We start from the raw sequence: 21,147 nt of genomic DNA, 5'->3' as shown, positions 1-21,147 counted from the left end.
AAAGGAAGACCGATCATGGAAACTACGAAAATGACAAAAAGCTCTTCTTCAATCGAGTGGGGCAAAATATTCCGATCCTATGGCACCGTGATTGCCGGTGTGATCATTGCGATTATTTTCAGCATACTGAATCCGGATTCGTTCGCGACGCTGGATAATGCGATCAATATCAGCCGCCAAATTTCCTTCCTCGTTATTATTGGGATTGGCGCAACCATTGTAATGTCTGTGAGTGAATTCGACCTATCGATTGGGGCGATTGCCAGCCTTGGCGGGGTCATCGCAGCAAAAATCGCAGCGAGCGGCGGACCGATTTGGGTCGCATTCATCGTACCGGTTCTAGTCGCGCTTGTCGTAGGCTTCATTAATGGATGGATCGTGACGCAGTTCCGCGTATTGTCCTTCATTACGACGCTTGCCATGAGTACGATTCTGGGCGGCTTTACCTTCTGGTTAACCGGCGGGGCAACAATCTTCGAGAATATCCCAGATAGCTTCCGGTTGGTTGGTCAGAAGTCTCTGCTTGGCATCCCGTTACTCTCCATCGTCATGCTGCTCATCACGATTCTGTTCTGGTATGTGATGACACAGACGGCATTCGGTAGACGTCTCTATGCGATTGGCGGCAATGAGTCGGCATCCCGCATTGCAGGACTTCGCGTGAAATGGAATAAGAACGCAGCCTTCGCACTTGGTGCAGCCCTTGCGGCATTGACAGGCGTCCTCATGGCTTCCCGTCTTGGATCCGCGCATCCTACGGCAGGGAATGGCTTGTTCCTGCAGGCGTATGCAGCAGCATATCTTGGCATGACGTCGTTCAAGGAGGGGGTACCTAACATTTGGGGTACTTTCGTGGGCGCTGCCATTATCGGTATTCTCGCGAATGGTCTGACCATCATGCAAGTACCGACATTTATGCAGGACGTCATTACGGGCTTGATCGTCATTGCGGCCGTCATTATGCAGAAGTTCGGTCGTGGTTCGCGATGAACAATCATTTTAACAGCACGAGAAACTTACAAGCCTGGCAGCGAATTGAAGAATTGCAAGAAGCATTATTGATTGGATATTTCGTATCCGGAGATCCAGATGTCGAGAAGTCCTTGGAGATTGTTAGAGATTCCGCAACAGCGGGCATTGATATATTCGAGATCGGGATCCCTAGCGCGAATCCATACATGGACGGCGCTGTCATTAAGCGGGGACATGCACGCGTACAAGCCCATGCCGAGGAAGAAGCAGGGCATGACTGGCTGATGCCTTATATGACACGTCTTCGTCAGCAGCAGGAAGAGCCAATCTGGGCGATGGGCTACAAGAAAGAGCTGATCGAAGAGGGGGTTGCTCTGCGATTAGCTGAAGCAGGGCTGATCGACGGTTTGGTCGTTCCGGACGCGAGTATAGAAGATCAGATTAAGCTGCAGTCTGCCGTTGCAGCGCACGGCGTTGATGTGGTCGGATTCGTAAACGACGCCCTTCCGGATGAGGAGATGAAGCGGGTATGCAGTGCGCTCAACATTCTCTATGCCCAGCTCTATACAGGCGCGACAGGGAACCCGCTGGCGAATTCCAGCACGAATCTGGCCGATCTGTACGCGAGAGCTAGAACATTCACGAAGACAGCGATGATCGTCGCGGGATTCGGTCTGCGGTCCGGTGAACGCGTAAGGTCGGTCGTGGCTAGCGGGTTCGAAGGGGCTGTCGTTGGTTCGGTGCTTGTGGCACGGTGCGAGACCGGCGAGCAGGATTATTTGTACCGGCTGATTTCGGAGATGAAAGAGAACACAACGCTTGCAGATATGAAGGAGTGAGATCATGGGCTACATTGCAGCTTTTGATATCGGCACGACGAACGCGAAGGGTGTGTTGGTCAACAAGCAGGGGGAGCTGCATCAAGAGCAAGATGTTCCGATGCAGACGCTCTTAGATGGAGGATGGATCGAACAGCACCCGGCGCAATGGATGGATGCGGTGTGTACGATTGCGAACGCTTGGTGGAGCAGCGGCATCCGTGCCGACGATATTGAGCTCATCACCTTTAGCGGGCAAATGCAGGATATTATTCCAATTCGGGCAGACGGTTCTCCGGTACGGCCTGCCATCTTATATTCGGATGGGCGAGCGGCGCATCAGGCAGAACGAATGAATCAAGAGCTCAGCCCGGAGGGCATTTTCCAAGTGACGGGGAATGCGTTGGATGGCACATCGCCGCTTGCGAAACTGCTGTGGATCAAAGAGCAGGAAGCGGAACAGGATGACCAAACAGCTTGGTACCTGATCAGCTCCAAGGACTACGTGATCTATCATCTGACAGGTCAGGCGGTGACAGACGCAACATCAGCTGCGACTGCAGGGATGATGAATCTTCATACCCGGACGTGGGAATCAGCTTGGTTGTCGCGTTTCGGTCTGAATAGCGAGAAGCTGACGCCGATTCTGGCACCCGATGCGGTCGCGGGTGAAGTGCATTCCGAGGCTGCGCGTATCACAGGGTTCAGGGCGGGCACGACAGTGCTGTGCGGCATTGGCGATGCCGGGGCGACGACGATTGGTGCAGGGGTCACAGCGGCCGGTGAAATGTATGGTTACGTCGGGACGACAGGCTGGATTGGTATGACGTCCCATCAGAAGTTGCCAGCGGAAAGTCGGGTATTTCATCTAGCACATGCAGCGGAAGGCGTATTGATCGCTGTAGCTCCGATGCTGAATGCCGGCAACGCACATCAATGGGCGGTAGCAACGTTCGGCGAAGGTGCGGTTAGTTCGCAACAAGCTTACCAAGCCTTTGAGGAAGCGGTGCGGACAACGGATCGATTAGCGAATCCACTGCTCTTCCTCCCGTATCTGAACGGGGAACGGTCGCCGATCCAAGATCAACAGGCGTCCGGCTGCTTCATTGGTTTGAGGCAAGCAACGACGAAAGCGATGATGGGCTGCGCAGTGCTCGAAGGTGTAGCCTTTGCGATGAAGCATGTGCAGCAGCAGCTGGGCGGCAGCGCGCTGCAGAAGCCGCTTGTCCTGATCGGTGGCGGAACGAAGAGTCAGGTATGGTGCCAGATCATTGCGGATGTGTTCGGCGTACCGGTAAGGGTTCCGCAGGACTCACAATACTTGCCTGCGCTTGGAGCAGCCTCCGGAGGATTTATCCAGCTCGGCTGGGTGAACAGCTACACCGCATTCGCGGAACAGTATTTATCGACTGCCGCGGCCGAAGTGTATATGCCGGATGACGCGTTGCATGCACACTATCAACGCAAATTCGAGCAGTATAAGAACATCTACCCTTCCGTGAAGGACTTATTTATAACATATTAAGACGGATTAACGTTAACCGGACTTCTGAAGATTCAGGGGTTCGGTTTTTTTTGTACAAAAACGGCTTACTTTTCTACAAATCCTTTTCATACCGAGCCATTAAAATAAGAACCAGTGCAACAAAAAGCAAATATGACGGGAGGAAGCGACATGCACAATATGATTCAATACGCTGCGCAAGTTAAGCCATCGGATCGCCAATTGGCGGTACAGGAGATGGAATTTTATGCGTTCGTTCATTTTACGGTGAATACGTATACAGATAAAGAATGGGGAATGGGGAACGAGGAGCCATCGATTTTTAATCCGGAACAATTTGATGCGAATCAATGGGTGGAAGCGTGTAAGGCAGCGGGGATGAGGGGGTTGATCCTCACGTGTAAGCATCACGACGGGTTTTGCTTATGGCCAAGTGCATACACGGAACATTCTGTCAAAAATAGCCCATGGAAAGACGGCAAAGGCGACATCGTACAAGAAGTAGCCGAAGCCTGCCGTCAAGGCGGCATTCGATTTGGCATTTATTTATCACCGTGGGATCGGCATGAGCCAACCTATGGGGATTCGCCTTCATATAACGCCTATTTCACCAATCAATTGCGGGAACTGCTGACGAATTACGGGGAGATCTTCTGCGTCTGGTTCGATGGCGCCTGCGGCGAAGGACCTAACGGAAAACGGCAAGTCTACGATTGGGAAAGCTATTATGCACTAATCCGAGAACTCCAGCCCAATGCGTCCATTTCGGTGTGTGGTCCGGATATTCGGTGGTGCGGTAATGAGGCTGGTCACTGCCGAACATCGGAGTGGAGCGTCGTACCTGCATCCCTTCGCGATAATGAGCGAATCCAAGAGAAGTCACAGCACGTGGATGACGCTTCCTTTGCACGAAGATATAGTTCAGAAGACGCTGATTTAGGCAGCAGAGAGGTCATTGCGCATGAACGAGAGCTAGTATGGTATCCTGCTGAAGTGAACACATCGATCAGGCCAGGATGGTTCTATCATGCTTCGGAAGATGATAAGGTTAGATCGTTGGAAGAATTGCTGCATATCTACTATGGGTCTGTCGGCGGCAATGCGACGTTTCTGCTGAATATTCCACCAGACCGCCGAGGGCTGTTCCACGAGAATGATGTGGCGCGCTTGACGGAATTAGGGAATGCGATTCGTCACACGTTCAGTAATAATCTGGCAGCGAATGCTAGGATTCAAGCCTCTGCATCTATGGAAGGACATGCCGCTGGTCATATGATAGACGGCAATCCGAGCACATTCTGGTGTTCGCTAGAAGGCATGGAACAAGCGACGATCGATGTTGATCTACAGCGCGAGACGACTTTCGATCATGTCGTTCTTCAGGAACATATTCGTTCGGGACAGCGAATCGAGCGCTTCACTCTTGCGTATATGGACGGAGAAACCTGGAAACCACTATTCGATGGTACGGTGGTCGGATATAAGCGTATTTGCCGGTTCGATGCCGTGATATCCCGGTACATTCGGCTATCGATAACCGGATCGAGATGGTGCCCGACCATCTCCAATTTTGAAGTCTATTCGAGTTAATAATCTTGCATATTCGACTATAACCAGTTCAGAAAACACATCAGCATGCGACCGTTGTCATCCAAATGACGGTTGTATGCTTTTTTGTTATGGGAATGAATGCTTATTCGCATCTAATCCAGAAAGGTATAAAGAACTATAATTTTATACGATTTCATGATTCATTTTCATAAAATTTACAATTTCTTTTACAATTCCTTCACCGAATATTAATATCTGGCGAACAATTCCTGCGAAGTCTTTTAACAATCCCATGTGAAAATAACATCAGAAGTTCAAATCCGCTACATAATCCGAAAAGAATGGGTGAAAAGAAATCCATGAAAAAGAACATGTTGGGTAAGGTCATTGCATCTGCACTCGTCACTGCTGTTGTGACAACATCCGCTGCAAGCGCAGCACCAGTTCAGAAGAATACAGCGCAAGGAACAGCCAATGTCGAAGCGCGTAACGTGCTAGCGAATCCGGTTGTGAACGCAACATTATCCGTGGACGGCATGAAGTCGGTCGTAAAATCGATCAAATCCGGCGCTCAAGTGCTGTACTCCGCAGCTGATCTAGCCAATGCACTTGGTGCAAGCTACATCGTAAGCGGAAACGGAGCAACATTGTTGAATGAATTCCATACGGCTGAGATTTCCTCGAGCACAACGTTCTTAGCGAATGGCAAAGAAGAGCAGTTCGCGACGGCTCCACAGACGATTCAAGGTGTCTTGTATGTTGAAATGCCTGCGATCGTGGAAGCACTTGGTGGAGAAATCGAAGGCGCAGAAGTGAAGAGCGTGAAAGTTCTTGAAGGGATTTTCTCCGCACCTCGTCTCGCCAACAATGCTGTGATCGTGAATAAAGATGATGCAGATACGACTGAAATCTATCAATTACGTGCGGCGAACAACAGGAACGAGATTCTATCCAAAGTTGATGAAGCTGCAGCATTGGTTGTATCGCCAGACGGAAAATACGGCGTGTACGCTGACGCAGGGGCACAACTCGTTCTCGTGAATCTACATACAGGCACATCCCGCGTATGGAGCAGCGACAACTCTGTGAAGGTAGACTTGGTCTGGTCGGCAGACAGCAAAAAAGTATACTTCGCTCAAGGCGATAAGCAAGAAAAAATCGGTGTGATCGAGTTGGAGAGCTCCTCGGTGAAATCAATCCTATCTGATAAAGTGGAGAACAAAGCTGAGCCTCATGTATCGGCAGACGGAACGAAATTGGTATACACGGTGAACGTAACAGGCGTTGCGGACAGCGATAAAGACAGCACGGAAGAGTCGCTCAAAATCGACTACTCCAAAGCAGGCTCCCAGTTGTTCGTATTCGATCTGACGAAGAAAGATGCGAAGCCGGTTCAATTGACGAAGGCGCTTGATAACAAATTGTTCGCGAACGTCTTGAACGATGGCCGCGTTGTCTATATCAGTGCTGACCCAGAAGGCAAAGTAGAAAATGATGTGCTGAAAGCTATCTCTGCTGATGGCAAAAACTTAACAGACTTAATCGCGGATAAGAACGTGATCTGGAATGCGGTTACGACGCAGGATGCGTTAGTCGTAGCTACAGAAGATGCTGCTGGCGTGACGATCGCTCAAGTATCGGCGCAAGGCGAGCGTAAGGAGCTATTCAAGATCAAAGCAGAAGTAACGGAAATCACTGTATCGGCTGACGGTTCCACCATCGCATTGATCGCAGACGGCAAAGTGGTTCTTGTACAGAACGGTCAATCCACAACATTAACGAAATAATCCAAACCTGAATCTCGAGAGGAGAATTTACACATGAACGTGTTCAAAAAATTCACGGTGCTTACATTAGCTACCATGTTCGTTATTACATCGGCATTCGCAGGATCCGCAGCAGCGGCAGGCGACACATTGAAAGGCAAAATTACAATTAACGGTTCCACAGCCCTTCTTCCACTTACGCTGCAAGCGGCAAAAGAATTCCAGAAGCTTCATCCGAAGGTTTCCTTCGCAGCATCCGGTAAAGGTTCCGTAACAGGACCTCAAGCGGTTAAAAAAGGCATCGCGGATATCGGCGCTTGTGACTGGGATGCAAGCACAGATGTTCCAGGGTTCAAAGCTTTTGAAGGCCAAGTGGCGAACAAAGTAGCGGTTATTCCGTTCGCAACGGTTGTTAACAAAAACGTTGGTGTAGATAACCTGACAACGGATCAATTGAAAGGAATCTTCTCCGGCAAAATCACGAACTGGAAAGACGTTGGCGGTGCAGATGAGGATATCGTCGTCATCACACGTGCATTCGGTTCCGGTACTCGCGTTAACTATCAAGCCAAAGCGCTTGGCGGCGGCGATATCGTGAAGAAGAGCAAGAACTATAAAGAAGTTGGATCCAGCGGTGATATGAAGACAGCTGTAGCAACAACGCCGAACTCGATCGGTTACATCGACTTGGTGTATGTGAGCGGCGATATCAAAGCTGTGAAATACAATGGTGTTGAAGCAACGGCTGACAATGTAATCAACGGCAAATATAAAATTTGGTCCTATGGCTACTACATGACAAAAGGTCAACCAACTGGCGAAGTAAAAGCATTCATCGAGTACATCCAGAACAAAAAGTTCCAAACAACAACGGCAAAGAAAATGAAATTCATTCCACTATCTGCAATGAAATAATTCCATGAATTCATGAACAACCTAGCGGCCAGCCTGAGAGGAATCGGGCTGGTTGCTTTATGGGAGGAACCTTATGCAAACGCCTATTTCTGAACAGGCATCACAGACATCGATTCTCGGCAGTGTTACGACGAAGTCGAAGTTCAATCGAGCAGCTCGCGTACGATTTACGAATAAGCTGTTTCAGAGCTATTTTCTCTTCAGTATCCTTGCCCTCTGTCTTGTCCTGGCACTCGTCATTGTCTTTATTGCCAAAACAGGCTTCTTAACCTTTGAGACGGTATCCTTCAAGGAGTTCTTCCTCTCGTTCGACTGGACGCCGGAAGAAGAGCACTATGGGGCAGCTGCCTTTATCGTGAATACGATTACGTTGACAGGACTGACGCTGATTATTTCGGTGCCGATCTCGATCGCGATTGCGATCTTCAATGCTGAGATTGCGCCAGCATGGTTCCGCAGCTTTATTCGTCCGGTACTTGATCTGCTTGTAGGGATTCCTTCCATTGTATACGGGTACTTGGGTCTTACGGTGCTCATTCCGCTTCTGCGCGAGTGGACGGGGGAAGATCTAGCGGACGGTATGCTCGCTGCGGCGCTTGTCCTTTCGCTTATGATCTTACCGACGATCAGTCGGATCAGTGACGATGCGATTACGGCGGTGCCGAAGAAATATCGCGAAGCGGCTTATGCGCTTGGTTCGACAAGATTGCAAGTGATCCTCAAAGTGGTCGTTCCTGCGGCAAGCCGAGGCATTATGACGGCGGTGATCCTAGGGATGACACGTGCCATTGGGGAGACGATGGCTGTCGTGATGGTGATCGGGAATACGGCGCAGATTGCGAAGACGCTGTTCACACCGGCTTCGGTATTGACGAGTAACATCGTGATGCAGATCTCGAATGTCGAGTTCGAGTCGACGTGGAACTATGCGCTTCATATGATGGCGTTCCTCCTTCTAGCGATATCTATGATTCTTATTCTCGTGATTCGATTCCTACGGGCCAAAGGCGGTGCACAAGCATGAGTGGATTCACAGCGACAAAACGAAATATGCGTGCGCGCTTCATGGATCGGATGGCGACAGGGGGCTTCTGGGCTATTGGCTTGTTGATCATTCTTCTGATCTTCTGGTTGCTCTATACGATTATGCATAAAGGATTGCCGGAGATCACACCGAAGTTCTTGGTTGATTTGCCGGATGAGATTGAAGCGGGCGGCGGGATCGGCCCGATGTTGTTCAACTCGTTCTATGTGCTTATTCTGTCGTTAATCATTTCGATTCCGATCGGGGTCGGCGCAGGAATATATATGGCGGAATATGCGCCAGCGAACAAATTTACGGAAGGTCTGCGGATTTGTGTAGAAGCACTATCCTCTGTTCCTTCGATTGTATTCGGGATGCTGGGACTCGCGATCTTCGCAGAGTATTTCGGTATTGGCCTCACAATTCTTGGCGGTTCGATCAGCTTAGCTTTCTTGAACTTGCCGATGCTGACTCGCGTGACAGAAGAAGCGATTCGTGCGGTACCGAATGAACTTCGGAACGCATCTTATGCATTAGGTACGACGCGATTCCAATGTATCCGTACGGTCGTATTGCCTGTGGCTTTGAATGCGATCGTGACAGGGGTATGTCTGGTGGCGGGCCGCGCATTCGGTGAATCGGCGGTTATCATTCTAACGGCGGGACTAAGCACGTCGGGCGAAATGTGGGATTTCAGTCTATTCGCGCCAGGCGAGACGCTTGCGGTTCATCTCTGGTACGTACAGTCTGAAGCGATCGTCGAAGATGCGCGTCAAATTGCAGACAAGTCCGCGGCGGTGCTTGTATTCGTCGTTTTGCTGATCAATATGGTCTTCCGTATTCCACTGTGGTTCAACAATCGCAAATTAAAGCGCTAAGACAGCATGTCGGCGCGCTATATATCGCTTAATGAGAGCTTCTTGACGAGTCCGATGGGGACAACGTGCGGGGAAGCTTTCTTTGCATTTTTAACTACCACTTCCTTATGGTAAAATGGAGGGAAGAATAGGCGTATGTGTCTTTTGACGTTGAAAAAAGCTGCTTTAAGCGTGCTGAGCGCGAAATAACTGCCAAAAGGCAGTTAAATTGCTGACTTTGGCTTGCGGAGTGCGAAAATAACTGCAAAAAAGCAGTTAATTAGCTGGTTCTAGCGTGCAGAGTGCGAAATAACTGCCAAAAAGCAGTTAAATAGCTGACTCTGGCCCGTGGAGTGCGAAATTAACTGTCAAAAGGCAGTTAATTAGCTGACTCTGGCTCGTGCAGCGCGAAATAACTGCCAAAAAGCAGTTAACCATACACTCCACCGGACAGCATATTCACATAATCACATAATCCGTCGCATGTAAGCGGAGCGGCTGAAATCGTACTGGAGAAGCGATAGCGTTCGCCTTTGTCATCGGAAGAACGATTCAGACGCGGAGCGAGCCTCGAGCGCACAGCATTATTTTCAACGTACAAATTCATTTAACGCTTAAATTAGGGGTGTACAATGGACAAACTGATTGTGATTGATGGAAACAGTATCGCGAATCGCGCCTTCTATGCGATGCCGCCATTAACCAATTCCAGCGGATTACATACAAACGCGGTATACGGCTTCACGACGATGCTGCTGCGGTTAATTGAAGAAGAGAAACCAACCCACCTGATGGTGGCGTTCGACGCCGGCAAAGTGACCTTTCGTCATGCCGGGTACGAGGACTATAAAGGCGGACGTGCGAAGACACCTTCGGAGCTGTCTGAGCAATTCCCATTGCTCCGCGAGCTGCTAACGGCGTGCGGCATTACCCATTTCGAGCTGAGCGGCTATGAGGCCGACGATATTATCGGGACCTTGACGCGCCTCGCGGACGAGCAGCAGAAGCAAGTCATCGTCATCTCTGGAGACAAAGACATGCTGCAGCTCGCATCAGATCACGTGACAATCGCCGTTACACGTAAAGGCGTAACCGAGATTGAAGCGTATGACCCTGCGGAAATCAAAGAGAAATACGGCTTAACGCCGAATCAGATCATTGATCTGAAAGGGCTCATGGGTGACGCATCGGACAACATTCCAGGCATTCCAGGTGTTGGCGAGAAGACGGCACTCAAGCTTCTCCATCAGTATGGCACGGTGGAGAATGTCATTGCCAGCTCAGGTGAGCTCAAAGGCAAGATCAAGGAAAACGTCGAGACGCATGCTGACTCGGCTCGGATGAGCAAGGAGCTGGCGACGATTTTCCGCGAGGTTCCGCTTACCCAGACGTGGGAGGATTTGAAGTTTAACGGTATTCCAGCTGCGCAGGCTCTTCCTTTCTTCCGCAAAATGGAGTTCAAATCATTAATCGAACGCATTGCTGCCTTAGACGAGTCCGGCGAAGCGTTAGAGGGCATGGAATCCGTGGCAGCTGCACCGCTCCAACTTGTCATCGTGGATTCGGACACGCTCCCACAGCTCATCGCCGACCTATTCAACGTGGAAGTGTTCCATACCGAGTCAATCGGCGAGAACCCGCACCAATCGGATGTGATCGGTGTCGTTTTCCGGACAGCGGATACGAGCTATTATGTACCTTACGCACAATTGAAAGCAGAAGAGTCGGCACCGCTTCGTGCTTGGATCTCTGATGGGGCAATTCCGAAGCGTGGATATGATCTGCACAAGACGGATCTTGCGCTGCATTGGCAAGGAGTTGCTTTTGAAGGCGCGGCGTTTGATGTTCAGCTCGCAGCATACATTCTCGATCCGACGGATTCGAATCAGACGGTGGATTATTTGGCGTCCAAGTATGAACTGCCGTCGGTCAAGCGTGATGAAGATGTCTACGGCAAAGGCGCAAAGTTCAAATTGCCTGATCTTGCAACACTCGCTGAGCATTTGGGCCGTAAAGCGATGGCGGTTCAACAGATAATGGTGAAACAACAAGAAGCGCTCGAGAAGAACGAGATGCACATGCTGTACTACGATCTGGAGCTTCCGTTATCTAAAGTGCTCGCCGATATGGAGAAGCAGGGCATTTCCGTGAACGTGGAAGATTTGCGGGATCTTGGGGTGGAATTTGAGACGATCATTAATCAACTTGCTGCGGACATCTACCGCCTTGCGGGAATGGAGTTCAACATCAACTCGACGAAGCAGCTGGGTGATATTCTGTTCGACAAATTAGGCTTGCCGGTCATGAAGAAGACGAAGACAGGCTACTCCACAGACGCTGAAGTGCTGGAGAAGCTGGAGCCTTATCATGACATCGTGAAGCAAATCTTGCATTATCGCCAGATTGCGAAGCTGCAATCCACGTACGTGGAAGGACTGCTCAAAGAGGTGCGCAGCGAGACAGGGAAAGTGCATACGTACTATCGTCAGACAATCGCTGCGACAGGGCGTCTGAGCAGCCAGTTCCCGAACCTGCAGAATATCCCGATTCGCCTAGCGGAAGGACGCAAAATCCGCAAAGTATTCGTGCCGTCTGAATCAGGCTGGTCAATTCTCGCAGCGGACTACTCCCAGATTGAGCTGCGGGTACTCGCGCATATCTCACAAGACGAGAAATTAATCGAAGCGTTCGTGAACAATATGGACATTCATACGAAAACAGCAATGGACGTCTTCGGCGTACCTGCCGAAGCGGTGGATGCGAATATGCGTCGTCAAGCGAAGGCGGTCAACTTCGGTATCGTCTACGGTATTAGCGACTACGGCTTGTCGCAGAACTTGCACATTACCCGCCGTGATGCAGCGCAGTTCATTGAGCAGTATTTTGCTGTGTTCCAAGGGGTGCGCAAATATATGGACGATATCGTGAAGCAAGCACGTCAGGACGGTTATGTCACGACGCTCTTGGAACGCAGACGGTATTTACCGGAGATTACGGCATCGAATTTCAACCTTCGTTCTTTTGCAGAACGAACAGCGATGAACACGCCAATCCAAGGAACGGCAGCCGATATTATTAAACTAGCCATGGTGCAGATGGCAAAACGCCTTGAGGATGAGAACCTCAAGAGCCGCATGCTGCTTCAGGTACACGATGAATTGGTGTTCGAGGTACCAGAGGATGAGCTTGAGATCATGAAAAAGCTTGTACCGGAAGTGATGGCAGGCGCGCTTAAGCTGGATGTGCCACTGCAAGCGGACGTTAGCTTCGGTGCGAACTGGTATGAAGCAAAATAATCCATAAGAAATGGGTCTCACAATTCGGTATAATGGAGGATGAGGTGAAGTCATATGCCGGAATTGCCGGAAGTCGAGACTGTAAGAAGAACATTAAATCAATTAATCGTAGGGAAGCAAATCGAGCGGGTCACCGTGTCGCTCCCTCGCATCATACAACGTCCAGACGATGTGCTGCAGTTCGCGCATCTTCTGGAAGGGCACACGTTCCAGCAGGTCGAGCGTAGAGGGAAGTTCCTCCGCATGGTATTAGACGGGCTTGTGCTCGTATCTCATTTAAGAATGGAAGGACGGTACGGACTGTATCGTTCGGACGAGCCTGTGGAGAAGCATACGCATGTCATTTTCCATTTTACGGATCAGACAGAGCTGCGGTACAAGGATGTCAGACAATTCGGCACGATGCATCTGTTCGACCCGGGCCAGGAATTCGAGATGGCGCCATTGAACAAGCTCGGTCTAGAACCGCTCGATGAGCAGTTTACATTCGAGAAGTTCCGTGCCGTGATCGGCAAACGCGCGACGCATATTAAGCCAACCTTGCTGAATCAAGCATATGTCGTCGGGATTGGGAATATCTATGTCGATGAGGCACTTTTCCGTGCCGGCATCCATCCCGAGCAGAAGGCTAATTCGTTATCAAGTGAACAGCTTGAGCGCATCTATCATGCCGTGATCGAAACATTGCAAGAAGCAGTTGATGCGGGTGGTTCATCCATCAAATCGTATGTTAATGGACAAGGCGAGATGGGGATGTTCCAGCAATATTTGAAGATCTATGGCCGTAAAGACGAGCCTTGCGTCACCTGCGGCACGGCAGTCGTGAAGACGATTGTTGGGGGTCGCGGTACGCATTATTGTCCGCGCTGCCAACCGGATTCCTTCGCAAATTAATAGGCACTTATTCCTCTTCCCGCCCATATGATGTGGAAGACATTGCGGCACAATTGCACCTTCAATTCGGTGACTTATCGAGCTGCAGGCGGGAGGGTATGGGATGCTTGTGCATTTGTTGTCATTGGTATTGCTCGCATGCGCGTTGAGCCTGGATGGGTTCGGTGTAGGGGTGACCTACGGCTTGCGGAAAATACGAATTCCAATCTTATCGATCGTCATTATCTCCGCTTGTTCAGGCATTATTATTTATACCTCAATGCTCATCGGGGTATGGATTGCGAACTATGTATCGCCTGAAATTAGTAAATGGGTCGGTGCCCTCATTCTGATGGGCATTGGTGGTTGGGCGTTGATTCAACTTATCGGTTCCAAAAATCGTGATGATGATGAGGAGCAACAGGTTCATCACGAGTCTGAAGACCGCGAAGCTGTGCAAGATGTGGCTGTGAAGAAGACCGTGTTCACGTTCGAAATTCGTGCATTTGGTCTTGTGATTCAAATTCTGAGAACCCCATCGGCGGCAGATGTCGACCGTTCGGGTGTGATCTCAGCATCCGAAGCTGCATTGCTCGGTGTTGCATTGTCGCTGGATGCTTTTGGCGCAGGGCTCGGAGCTGCACTGCTCGGGTTTTCGCCACTATGGACTTGTATTTCCATTACGTTCGCGAGCGGAAGTTTCCTTTATTTAGGGACGCGGGTAGGACTTATGTTCGCGGGGCTGCAATGGTTGCGCAAATTGTCCTTTATTCCAGGTGTGGTGCTCATTATTATGGGAATTCTTCGATTTTTCTAGAAGCACTTTTACACATCAAATGAATTGTACTATATTCTGAGGTGACAAATATGAATATTGGGTTAACCGGAGGAATTGCGACGGGCAAGAGTACTGTCTCGTCGCTCCTTGTTGCTCGGGGTGCCTTACTTATAGATGCAGATCAAATTGCGCGCGAGATCATGGAGCCATCTTCTCCGATTTTGGCGCAGGTGGCTGCGCATTTTGGACAAGATATTTTACAGGCAGATGGAACGCTTCATCGCAAACGGCTTGGTGAGATTATTTTCTCGAATCCGGCAGAGCGTCAGGTGCTCGAGAGCATTACACATCCTGCGATTCGGACAACCATTCGTGAGCGGATGAATCAGTATGAACAGGAACATCCGGAGAAGCTGGTCGTGGCAGACATCCCCCTCTTATATGAAGCGGGAGCTGCATACGAAGGTTTTTTCGATGAGATTATGGTCGTCTATGTACCGCGGGAGTTACAGATTGAGCGTCTGATGAAGCGGGATGAGATTATGGAAGAGCAAGCAGTGAAAAGGCTGAACGCGCAACTAGATATTGAACTCAAAAAGGAAAAAGCCGACATTGTCATCGATAACCGCTATGGACTCGAGCAGACGATAGAACAAATCGATCAATTCTTGCGCAGAAAGGGGATCGGATGAAGCTATTACGAAAAAAGAGGGTATTGCTCGTTCTATTTATTGCACTGGTAACCGTGTTGTTCTTCAACTCAAGCTGGATGGGGAGATGGATTTATCCTATTCATTATAAAGATGTCATTGTGAAGCACGCCAAGAAGTTCGAAGTGGATCCACTGCTCATCGCTGCGATTATTCGGGTGGAGAGTAATTATAAGTTAAGCAGCGAATCGCGGAAGGGTGCGCTCGGACTCATGCAGGTGATGCCGAATACGGCAAGTTGGGTTATTGAGAAAGGCAAATTCGACACCGTGACGATGGATGAAGTCAAACATGAGGCCGAACCAAATATTCAGATTGGTGCATGGTATATTAAGTCGCTATTAACCAAATTCGATAATAATACATACGTCGCGTTAGCCGCATACAACGCAGGGCCAAGTGTAGTTGCGAAGTGGCTGCAGAATGATACATGGGACGGTAAATTCGAGAACGTCAAGAAGATCCCTTACGGGGAAACGAAAAACTATGTACAGCGTGTCGTTTATTATTATAATAAATATAAGGATCTTTATCAGAATGAATTGTCATAGTGCGTGTTCAAAAAGTCGGCATTTCAGCACCGAGAAGGTTGCGGGAACTTGAAGAAGGAGGAACGGAGTTTAGGCAAAACCTAAATGAGTACCGGACTTCGAAGGTGAGTGCAAGATTCGATGTCGAATATACATCATCTTGAATGACCTCGTGATCAAATGATGATTTGTTGAACAACCTCTAATACAAGAAAAGCGTGGGACAAGCTGTATGCACAGCCTGACCAACGCTTCTCTCTAAAAGGTTTAATTATCTGTGTTGACCGGCAAGTTGTTGCTCGGCGATCGTTACAAGGCGTTTGGTGATGTAACCACCAATAGAACCTGTGTCACGTGTTACCATGTTGCCATAGTAACCATCTTGTGGAATAGCGATGCCTAACTCTTGAGCAACTTCATATTTCATTTGGTCAAGAGCAGCAGTTGCTTGAGGAACGACAAGTGTGTTGCTCGAACGGTTTTGGCTCATCTCTGTATTCACCTCCTTGCGGTTGGTAATTGTATTATGTGCTTAACGATGATTGTTATTCAGGCAACGAATGGAAAATTAAAGTAATTGATTTGAGACGGAGGAAATTTATTTATGAAATGTCCGCATTGCGATTATTCGGGGACAAAGGTGCTGGATTCACGGCCTGCTAACGAGAATAGATCCATCAGACGGCGCCGGGAATGCGAGCGCTGCAGTCGGCGGTTCACAACTTTTGAAATGATCGAAGAGACGCCACTCATTGTCATCAAAAAAGAAGGTAACCGTGAAGAATTCAGTCGTGACAAAGTATTGCGCGGCCTCATTCGCGCATGCGAAAAAAGACCTGTGCCAATGGAGCGTCTGGAGATGATCGTCTCCGAAGTCGAGAAGGCATTGCGGAACACAGCCAATCCTGAGGTGGAGAGCCGTGAAATCGGTGAATTGCTAATGGAGCAGCTCTATCCGGTGGACGAGGTGGCGTATGTACGTTTTGCTTCGGTGTACCGTCAATTCAAGGACATCAACATGTTCATGAAAGAGCTGACTGGACTGTTATCGAAGCATACGATGGATGAATAGTGAAGCTATGGATAGCGTACCTGCATGAACATGAGAGATGGTATGGATAGTCAGGAGTTGCTACTCGTTAAGAGTGGACAAGGTTAGTCTTGTGCGAAGAACAAATCTGCATGCCTAAAGACCTGTACCAATTTCTGTATTGACAATGTTTTTTGCTCTATGCTATGCTGTTCCTGCAAACGGGGCCTTAGCTCAGCTGGGAGAGCGCATCGCTGGCAGCGATGAGGTCAGGGGTTCGATCCCCCTAGGCTCCACCATAAACGAAATTTAACCACGTCACTGTACGTGGTTTTTTGTTTATGGTGGGAAGCCCCAATGGGGGGGAGAACCAGGTTCGTCCGCGCGCAGGTAGCGTAGCGAAAATGATAATGGGGTCCCCGCAAAGTAATCGGAATAAGCTCCAAAGAGAATCGTCACTTTGTGGGGTAAGAAAACGGCGTTTCAATCTACCGCTAAGGTTGTCCTCGTCGAATAGGCTTCGTCAGCAAGTTCAATCAGAGATTGAAACATCCCCCTTGGCCCCACCATACATAAACTTCAAACACGCCAATCCGGCGTGTTTTTTGATTTGGCAATGTTGGCGAAAGAGCGAAGCCCATCATGTTCGAGCATCATTTCCGATCACATCCAGGGTTTGACATACATATTATAGTACTGTATGGTAGTAATATGACAAACAAAAGATCAAGCATTTCAAACAAAGATATCGTCCTGCAGACCGCATCGACCTTATTTCTAACAAAAGGGTTTCAAGTGACAAGCATGGACGAAATTGTTGCCCTCAGCAAAGTTTCAAAAACCAACATTTATTACCACTATAAAAGTAAGGAGGAGCTTTTGTTAGCAATTGTCGACCAATTGATCTTGCGGTATGAAGAACGAATATCCCGTACCTTGACGCAAGACATGTCCATTCCTGCAAAAATGGAGCGATTATTTCGAATCCTCACGGAGGATAATGAACAAATCGATTATGTTGGTGGATGTCCGTTCCTGACACTTTATACGCAGACTTCCCATTCCTCTTCGGAAGCGAGAGCTAAAATAAAAGCATTCTTCGATAAACAACTACAAGTTGTTGAGAAGCTGCTGGAAGAAGGCATAGAAAAGAAAGAATTGAGCCGAAATCTGCCCGTCCATGAGACAGCGGCATTGATTGTCACCTCCATCGAAGGAGCTCTATTCCTAACCAAGGCCACCAACAATCCAATGCTAGCTCAGAATCTTATTCAAGCTTTTGCTTCGATGCTTAAGTGATTAGTTACTTAAGTCATTTTTTTTGCACCGACTAGCACTATTCAGTACTATTAAATGAATCGAAAGGCAGATGATTCAATTGAAAATATTCCTGACTGGCGGGACGGGTTATATCGGTAGCCATATTCTTGCCGAGTTAATATCCAAACATCACGACATTATTGTACTCGTGCGAAGTCTTGATCGCTTTCGACATACCCTCGGGCGGTTACATTTGCTTGAGGCGCAAAACGTTACTGCAGTAATAGGAGATTTGTCAAAACCGAAATTAGGGCTATCCGCGAACGATTACAAACGAATACAAAATTCCGATATCATCGTTCATGCGGGCGGTCCCATGAATATTGAGTTAAGCCAGACTGAGGCAGAGCAAGCATTTCTTAATCCTGCCATCGAATTGGCCGAACTTTCCGAAAAAATCCATATGAAGAAAGGATTGAAGCAATTCATTCATGTTGTTGGCTATATGAGTCCATATAACGAGCAAAATGCTATTCACAATCTGGATGCCGTTCTTGAGAAAGCTCCCCCGTATGAGAAGATGAAATTTCAAGCGGACTCCTATATACGAAAAGCACTAAAACCGTTAGGCATTCCGCTGTCCACGGTTAATCCCAGTACCGTCATCGGCCATTCTTACTCGGGAATTACGGAGCAGATTGGCGGTCTTAGTATACTGGTAGATGCTGTGAGAAGGAATCTTATGCCACTCGTTCCAGGAGGCAAGGACTACTGGCTGCCGATGGTACATATTGATCATGTCGCATCATTCATTGTTAACTTAGTGCAAACAAAGGAGCTTGCGAGTAATACGTATTTTTTATTGGATCCCAAGCAGGATAGTCCGTCGATCCGTTCATTGATCAGGCAAATTGCGATAGAGATGCGAGCGGCGCCGCCTTTCGGCACCATTCCGCTTGCTTTGTTGAATTCTTTATTAAGACTTGGCATCGGCAAGCGATTGGGAATTCCCAAAGAATCGATGAATTTTCTCGTGAAATCGGAATTCCCGGTTACCTCGAAGTTTGAACTTGAGCGCAAGAACGGAGTACGGACATCCGTTGTTCCGACCACGATTCCCTACGTAATCGCCGATCTTGATTTCCGGTTAAGCCACCCCTCATCCGAGCACCACGAAGGGTTCGTGCAACGCAGAAGATCCAAACTGATTTCGTTGGAAAAAGAGAATCACGGTACACCGGTTATTTTTCTGCACGGAACATTCAGCGGGGCCGATTGTTTCGTTCCAATAGCGAAACAATTGAATGATGTCAATACTTGGCTGGTGGACCTTCCCGGATTCGGTCATTCACCGCGTCATCATCATCCTTCTCTGATGGACGGCTATGTAGAGGCTGTGATCGAAATGATTCACGAGCTGAATCGCCCTGTTATTTTGATTGGTCATTCGTTCGGCGGACTTATCGCTGCTAAGGTCATGGAAAGAATTGAGCAGCAGATCAGGCAACTCTTGCTATTGCAGCCCGTACTGCATCCCATTCATGCCAAATATAAATATGCAGGTGTTACCAGGTCGATTATGAAACTTATATCTCGCTCCGCGTTCAGAAAAACACTGCTGAAAGCCAATGACTTTATCGCGGACAGCGAACGACTGGATCACTACTCGAACTACGTCATTCATGATCTGCAGTCGGCCCGCATTCGTTCTACCAACGCAATGGTCATGTCAGCGTTAACGCAAGTCCAGTCTTTCCAGCTAAAACCTGAATTATGGAACGCCCAAAAAGTACGAATCCATTGGGGTGACCGGGATGCAGCGCATCATATTCCGGAACAATTCAAGCACATCGATACAACCTTCATCCCCTATGGTCATCAATACCCTTTGGAAGCTCCGCATCAGGTGGCTGAGTGGCTTCGTCAAGTTTTGGATCTTGAGTTGTCATAGAAGCATATTCTTCGGATGGCCAAGTATAAATTCCATTGAAATTTGGGGCAGTGAAACCGACCAATGCGGGAGAGGTCATCGCTGGCAACGATGAGGTTAGGGGTTCGAGCCCCCTAGGCTCCACCATATAACGAACATGAACCACGTCTTCGGACGACGTGGTTTCTTTGTTGTGGTGGATTGCTTGGGGTGAGAACCAGGTTCGTCCGCGTGCAGGTAGCGTAGCGAATATGGTAAGGGGTCCCCGCAAAGTAATCGGAAAAGCTCCGAAAGCGAATCGTCACTTTGTGGGGTAAGAAAACGGCGATTCACTCTCCAAATGAAATGTTTCACAACAATAATTCCATGGCTGTGCGTTCTTTATCCACGATCTCAAGTAAAAGCTTCGACGCTCGCAATAGCTCTTGGTAGTCACCTGTTCTTCCCGCACGGTCGATCGACGCAGAAACACTGACCCACATCGGAGCTATTTCCGAAAACAAAGAGTGGGCTTGTTCGATTTTCCGCTCTTCCAACAGATCTGCGCATTCTCTCAAAAAATCCCGATATAAATTCCGAAACAAAGCACCGCCGGTGCCCGCCCTCTCCATCAGCAACGCAGTTAGACATAAATCATGTTCAATATTGTTGCTACGGGAAGGCCACTTCAAGATTTCTTTGCTCATTTTTACAATGCCTTTATGGCCAATATTGCGAATGGGTGGGTTCAGATAGTCATACGCATTCTTGGTCAAAGATTCGCGTATAGCAGGAACGAGCGGAGGCAATTTGTCGATTGGCTCGAGAGCAACGGAACGATTTCGGGAACTCATGGGCCCCTTGGCGTTTCTGGCAGCGGCCAAGCTCGTCAAGCTCGTAATCACCTGTCCGCCCTGTTGTCTAGTGTCCGCCATGTAGGCGTGTTCATCACTGAGGCCGTATAGGACCGCATAGTGACCGGCAAAATGCACTTTGTTCGTAAAATAATCTAAGTAATAAGAGTCCAATTTCAGCCCAATCGGAATTCCGCGTTCGATACAATTCCGTACGTTCTGCCAAGCCTTTTCGACGGACGACGTTTCTTGAATTTTGACGGTCAAATCAAGCCGGTTGGCGAGGTTGGCAGTCAATGCGTCCGGTTTTATCCTTCCTCCGATAAACGGAAATTCCATTCCCTTCGAGTCCCAATATATGAATCCAAGTCCTTGCCCGAGTCCGAACAGCATCGGTTCAGATAGTTGGACCCCAGCATGTTGCAGTAAATTGCCGATGGCGGTCGTCTCGCAATGTTCGCCTTGATAAGGAACAAAATCTTCAATGATTTTTGTCATAT

Annotated in this window: 18 protein-coding genes, 1 tRNA gene and 1 pseudogene; 18 read left to right on the top strand and 2 right to left on the bottom strand. The window is 48.7% G+C overall.

Annotated elements, in window-relative coordinates:
• Positions 1 to 15 precede the first annotated feature (15 nt).
• The 13 genes from GCU39_RS17065 to GCU39_RS17005 all read left to right on the top strand — a co-directional run bounded on the left by GCU39_RS17065 (position 16) and on the right by GCU39_RS17005 (position 15,615).
• Complete coding sequence (locus GCU39_RS17065; RefSeq protein ID WP_152394617.1) at positions 16 to 990, top strand: ABC transporter permease; 975 nt, start codon at positions 16 to 18, stop codon at positions 988 to 990.
• Positions 987 to 1,811, top strand: a complete 825-nt coding sequence (gene trpA, locus GCU39_RS17060; protein ID WP_193726520.1) for a tryptophan synthase subunit alpha — start codon at positions 987 to 989, stop codon at positions 1,809 to 1,811. Before GCU39_RS17065 ends, trpA begins: the two co-directional genes overlap by 4 nt.
• A 4-nt stretch (positions 1,812 to 1,815) precedes the next feature.
• Positions 1,816 to 3,315: a xylulokinase gene (locus GCU39_RS17055; RefSeq protein WP_152394615.1), complete on the top strand. Its 1,500-nt coding sequence runs from the start codon at positions 1,816 to 1,818 to the stop codon at positions 3,313 to 3,315.
• A 150-nt stretch (positions 3,316 to 3,465) separates the two neighbouring features.
• Positions 3,466 to 4,884 carry an alpha-L-fucosidase gene (locus GCU39_RS17050; RefSeq protein ID WP_152394614.1) on the top strand — a complete coding sequence of 473 codons (1,419 nt, stop codon included), beginning with the start codon at positions 3,466 to 3,468 and terminating at the stop codon, positions 4,882 to 4,884.
• Positions 4,885 to 5,204: 320 nt separating this feature from the next.
• The gene (locus GCU39_RS17045) at positions 5,205 to 6,632 is read left to right on the top strand and encodes a TolB family protein (RefSeq protein ID WP_152394613.1); all 1,428 of its coding nucleotides are present in this window, start codon (positions 5,205 to 5,207) and stop codon (positions 6,630 to 6,632) included.
• Positions 6,633 to 6,665: 33 nt separating this feature from the next.
• Complete coding sequence (locus GCU39_RS17040) at positions 6,666 to 7,526, top strand: phosphate ABC transporter substrate-binding protein (RefSeq protein WP_152394612.1); 861 nt, start codon at positions 6,666 to 6,668, stop codon at positions 7,524 to 7,526.
• A 73-nt stretch (positions 7,527 to 7,599) separates the two neighbouring features.
• Positions 7,600 to 8,550 (top strand): phosphate ABC transporter permease subunit PstC, encoded by a 951-nt coding sequence (pstC, locus tag GCU39_RS17035; protein ID WP_152394611.1) that lies wholly within the window; start codon positions 7,600 to 7,602, stop codon positions 8,548 to 8,550.
• Positions 8,547 to 9,428, top strand: a complete 882-nt coding sequence (gene pstA / locus GCU39_RS17030) for a phosphate ABC transporter permease PstA (protein ID WP_152394610.1) — start codon at positions 8,547 to 8,549, stop codon at positions 9,426 to 9,428. Before pstC ends, pstA begins: the two co-directional genes overlap by 4 nt.
• A 611-nt stretch (positions 9,429 to 10,039) precedes the next feature.
• Entirely contained in the window at positions 10,040 to 12,703 is a 2,664-nt protein-coding gene (gene polA, locus GCU39_RS17025) for a DNA polymerase I (RefSeq protein ID WP_152394609.1), read from the top strand.
• 54 nt (positions 12,704 to 12,757) lie between these two features.
• Positions 12,758 to 13,597: a DNA-formamidopyrimidine glycosylase gene (gene mutM, locus GCU39_RS17020; RefSeq protein ID WP_152394608.1), complete on the top strand. Its 840-nt coding sequence runs from the start codon at positions 12,758 to 12,760 to the stop codon at positions 13,595 to 13,597.
• 103 nt (positions 13,598 to 13,700) lie between these two features.
• Positions 13,701 to 14,393: a sporulation membrane protein YtaF gene (gene ytaF, locus GCU39_RS17015; protein ID WP_152394607.1), complete on the top strand. Its 693-nt coding sequence runs from the start codon at positions 13,701 to 13,703 to the stop codon at positions 14,391 to 14,393.
• Between the two features lie 50 nt (positions 14,394 to 14,443).
• A complete protein-coding gene (gene coaE, locus GCU39_RS17010) occupies positions 14,444 to 15,046 on the top strand; it encodes a dephospho-CoA kinase (protein WP_152394606.1) in 603 nt (200 codons plus the stop codon).
• Positions 15,043 to 15,615, top strand: a complete 573-nt coding sequence (locus tag GCU39_RS17005) for a lytic transglycosylase domain-containing protein (protein WP_152394605.1) — start codon at positions 15,043 to 15,045, stop codon at positions 15,613 to 15,615. The genes coaE and GCU39_RS17005 overlap by 4 nt, the downstream gene beginning before the upstream one ends.
• A 250-nt stretch (positions 15,616 to 15,865) precedes the next feature.
• On the opposite strand, the gene GCU39_RS17000 is transcribed toward GCU39_RS17005, so the two are convergent.
• Entirely contained in the window at positions 15,866 to 16,084 is a 219-nt protein-coding gene (locus GCU39_RS17000) for an alpha/beta-type small acid-soluble spore protein (protein WP_152394604.1), read from the bottom strand.
• A 114-nt stretch (positions 16,085 to 16,198) separates the two neighbouring features.
• On the opposite strand from GCU39_RS17000, the gene nrdR reads away from it, so the two are divergent.
• From nrdR to GCU39_RS16980, 5 genes and pseudogenes are all read left to right on the top strand, one after another.
• Positions 16,199 to 16,666, top strand: a complete 468-nt coding sequence (gene nrdR, locus GCU39_RS16995; RefSeq protein ID WP_152394603.1) for a transcriptional regulator NrdR — start codon at positions 16,199 to 16,201, stop codon at positions 16,664 to 16,666.
• Positions 16,667 to 16,847: 181 nt separating this feature from the next.
• Positions 16,848 to 16,923, top strand: a tRNA-Ala gene (locus tag GCU39_RS16990).
• 343 nt (positions 16,924 to 17,266) lie between these two features.
• Positions 17,267 to 17,455: pseudogene (locus GCU39_RS32395) on the top strand (hypothetical protein); the annotation flags it as partial.
• A 48-nt stretch (positions 17,456 to 17,503) separates the two neighbouring features.
• Complete coding sequence (locus tag GCU39_RS16985) at positions 17,504 to 17,923, top strand: TetR family transcriptional regulator C-terminal domain-containing protein (RefSeq protein WP_265333559.1); 420 nt, start codon at positions 17,504 to 17,506, stop codon at positions 17,921 to 17,923.
• Positions 17,924 to 17,993: 70 nt separating this feature from the next.
• Positions 17,994 to 19,835, top strand: a complete 1,842-nt coding sequence (locus GCU39_RS16980; RefSeq protein WP_227793243.1) for an alpha/beta fold hydrolase — start codon at positions 17,994 to 17,996, stop codon at positions 19,833 to 19,835.
• A 329-nt stretch (positions 19,836 to 20,164) separates the two neighbouring features.
• On the opposite strand, the gene GCU39_RS16975 is transcribed toward GCU39_RS16980, so the two are convergent.
• The gene (locus GCU39_RS16975) at positions 20,165 to 21,145 is read right to left on the bottom strand and encodes a BtrH N-terminal domain-containing protein (protein WP_152394601.1); all 981 of its coding nucleotides are present in this window, start codon (positions 21,143 to 21,145) and stop codon (positions 20,165 to 20,167) included.
• Positions 21,146 to 21,147: the final 2 nt, after the last annotated feature.

The organism is Paenibacillus guangzhouensis (genome assembly GCF_009363075.1).
Classification (GTDB): Bacteria; Bacillota; Bacilli; order Paenibacillales; family Paenibacillaceae; genus Paenibacillus_K; species Paenibacillus_K guangzhouensis.
The sequence above is the reverse complement of the archived record's forward strand: the minus strand, read 5'-3'. Positions and strand labels throughout refer to the sequence as shown.

Coding starts and splice junctions, on each gene's coding strand:
- coaE (WP_152394606.1), top strand. CDS start 14,444: ATGAATATTGGGTTAACCGGAGGAATTGCGACGGGCAAGAGTACTGTC.
- GCU39_RS17000 (WP_152394604.1), bottom strand. CDS start 16,084: ATGAGCCAAAACCGTTCGAGCAACACACTTGTCGTTCCTCAAGCAACT.
- GCU39_RS16975 (WP_152394601.1), bottom strand. CDS start 21,145: ATGACAAAAATCATTGAAGATTTTGTTCCTTATCAAGGCGAACATTGC.
- GCU39_RS17055 (WP_152394615.1), top strand. CDS start 1,816: ATGGGCTACATTGCAGCTTTTGATATCGGCACGACGAACGCGAAGGGT.
- ytaF (WP_152394607.1), top strand. CDS start 13,701: ATGCTTGTGCATTTGTTGTCATTGGTATTGCTCGCATGCGCGTTGAGC.
- GCU39_RS16980 (WP_227793243.1), top strand. CDS start 17,994: ATGATTCAATTGAAAATATTCCTGACTGGCGGGACGGGTTATATCGGT.
- polA (WP_152394609.1), top strand. CDS start 10,040: ATGGACAAACTGATTGTGATTGATGGAAACAGTATCGCGAATCGCGCC.
- pstA (WP_152394610.1), top strand. CDS start 8,547: ATGAGTGGATTCACAGCGACAAAACGAAATATGCGTGCGCGCTTCATG.
- GCU39_RS17065 (WP_152394617.1), top strand. CDS start 16: ATGGAAACTACGAAAATGACAAAAAGCTCTTCTTCAATCGAGTGGGGC.
- pstC (WP_152394611.1), top strand. CDS start 7,600: ATGCAAACGCCTATTTCTGAACAGGCATCACAGACATCGATTCTCGGC.
- GCU39_RS17045 (WP_152394613.1), top strand. CDS start 5,205: ATGAAAAAGAACATGTTGGGTAAGGTCATTGCATCTGCACTCGTCACT.
- mutM (WP_152394608.1), top strand. CDS start 12,758: ATGCCGGAATTGCCGGAAGTCGAGACTGTAAGAAGAACATTAAATCAA.
- GCU39_RS17050 (WP_152394614.1), top strand. CDS start 3,466: ATGCACAATATGATTCAATACGCTGCGCAAGTTAAGCCATCGGATCGC.
- trpA (WP_193726520.1), top strand. CDS start 987: ATGAACAATCATTTTAACAGCACGAGAAACTTACAAGCCTGGCAGCGA.
- GCU39_RS17040 (WP_152394612.1), top strand. CDS start 6,666: ATGAACGTGTTCAAAAAATTCACGGTGCTTACATTAGCTACCATGTTC.
- GCU39_RS17005 (WP_152394605.1), top strand. CDS start 15,043: ATGAAGCTATTACGAAAAAAGAGGGTATTGCTCGTTCTATTTATTGCA.
- nrdR (WP_152394603.1), top strand. CDS start 16,199: ATGAAATGTCCGCATTGCGATTATTCGGGGACAAAGGTGCTGGATTCA.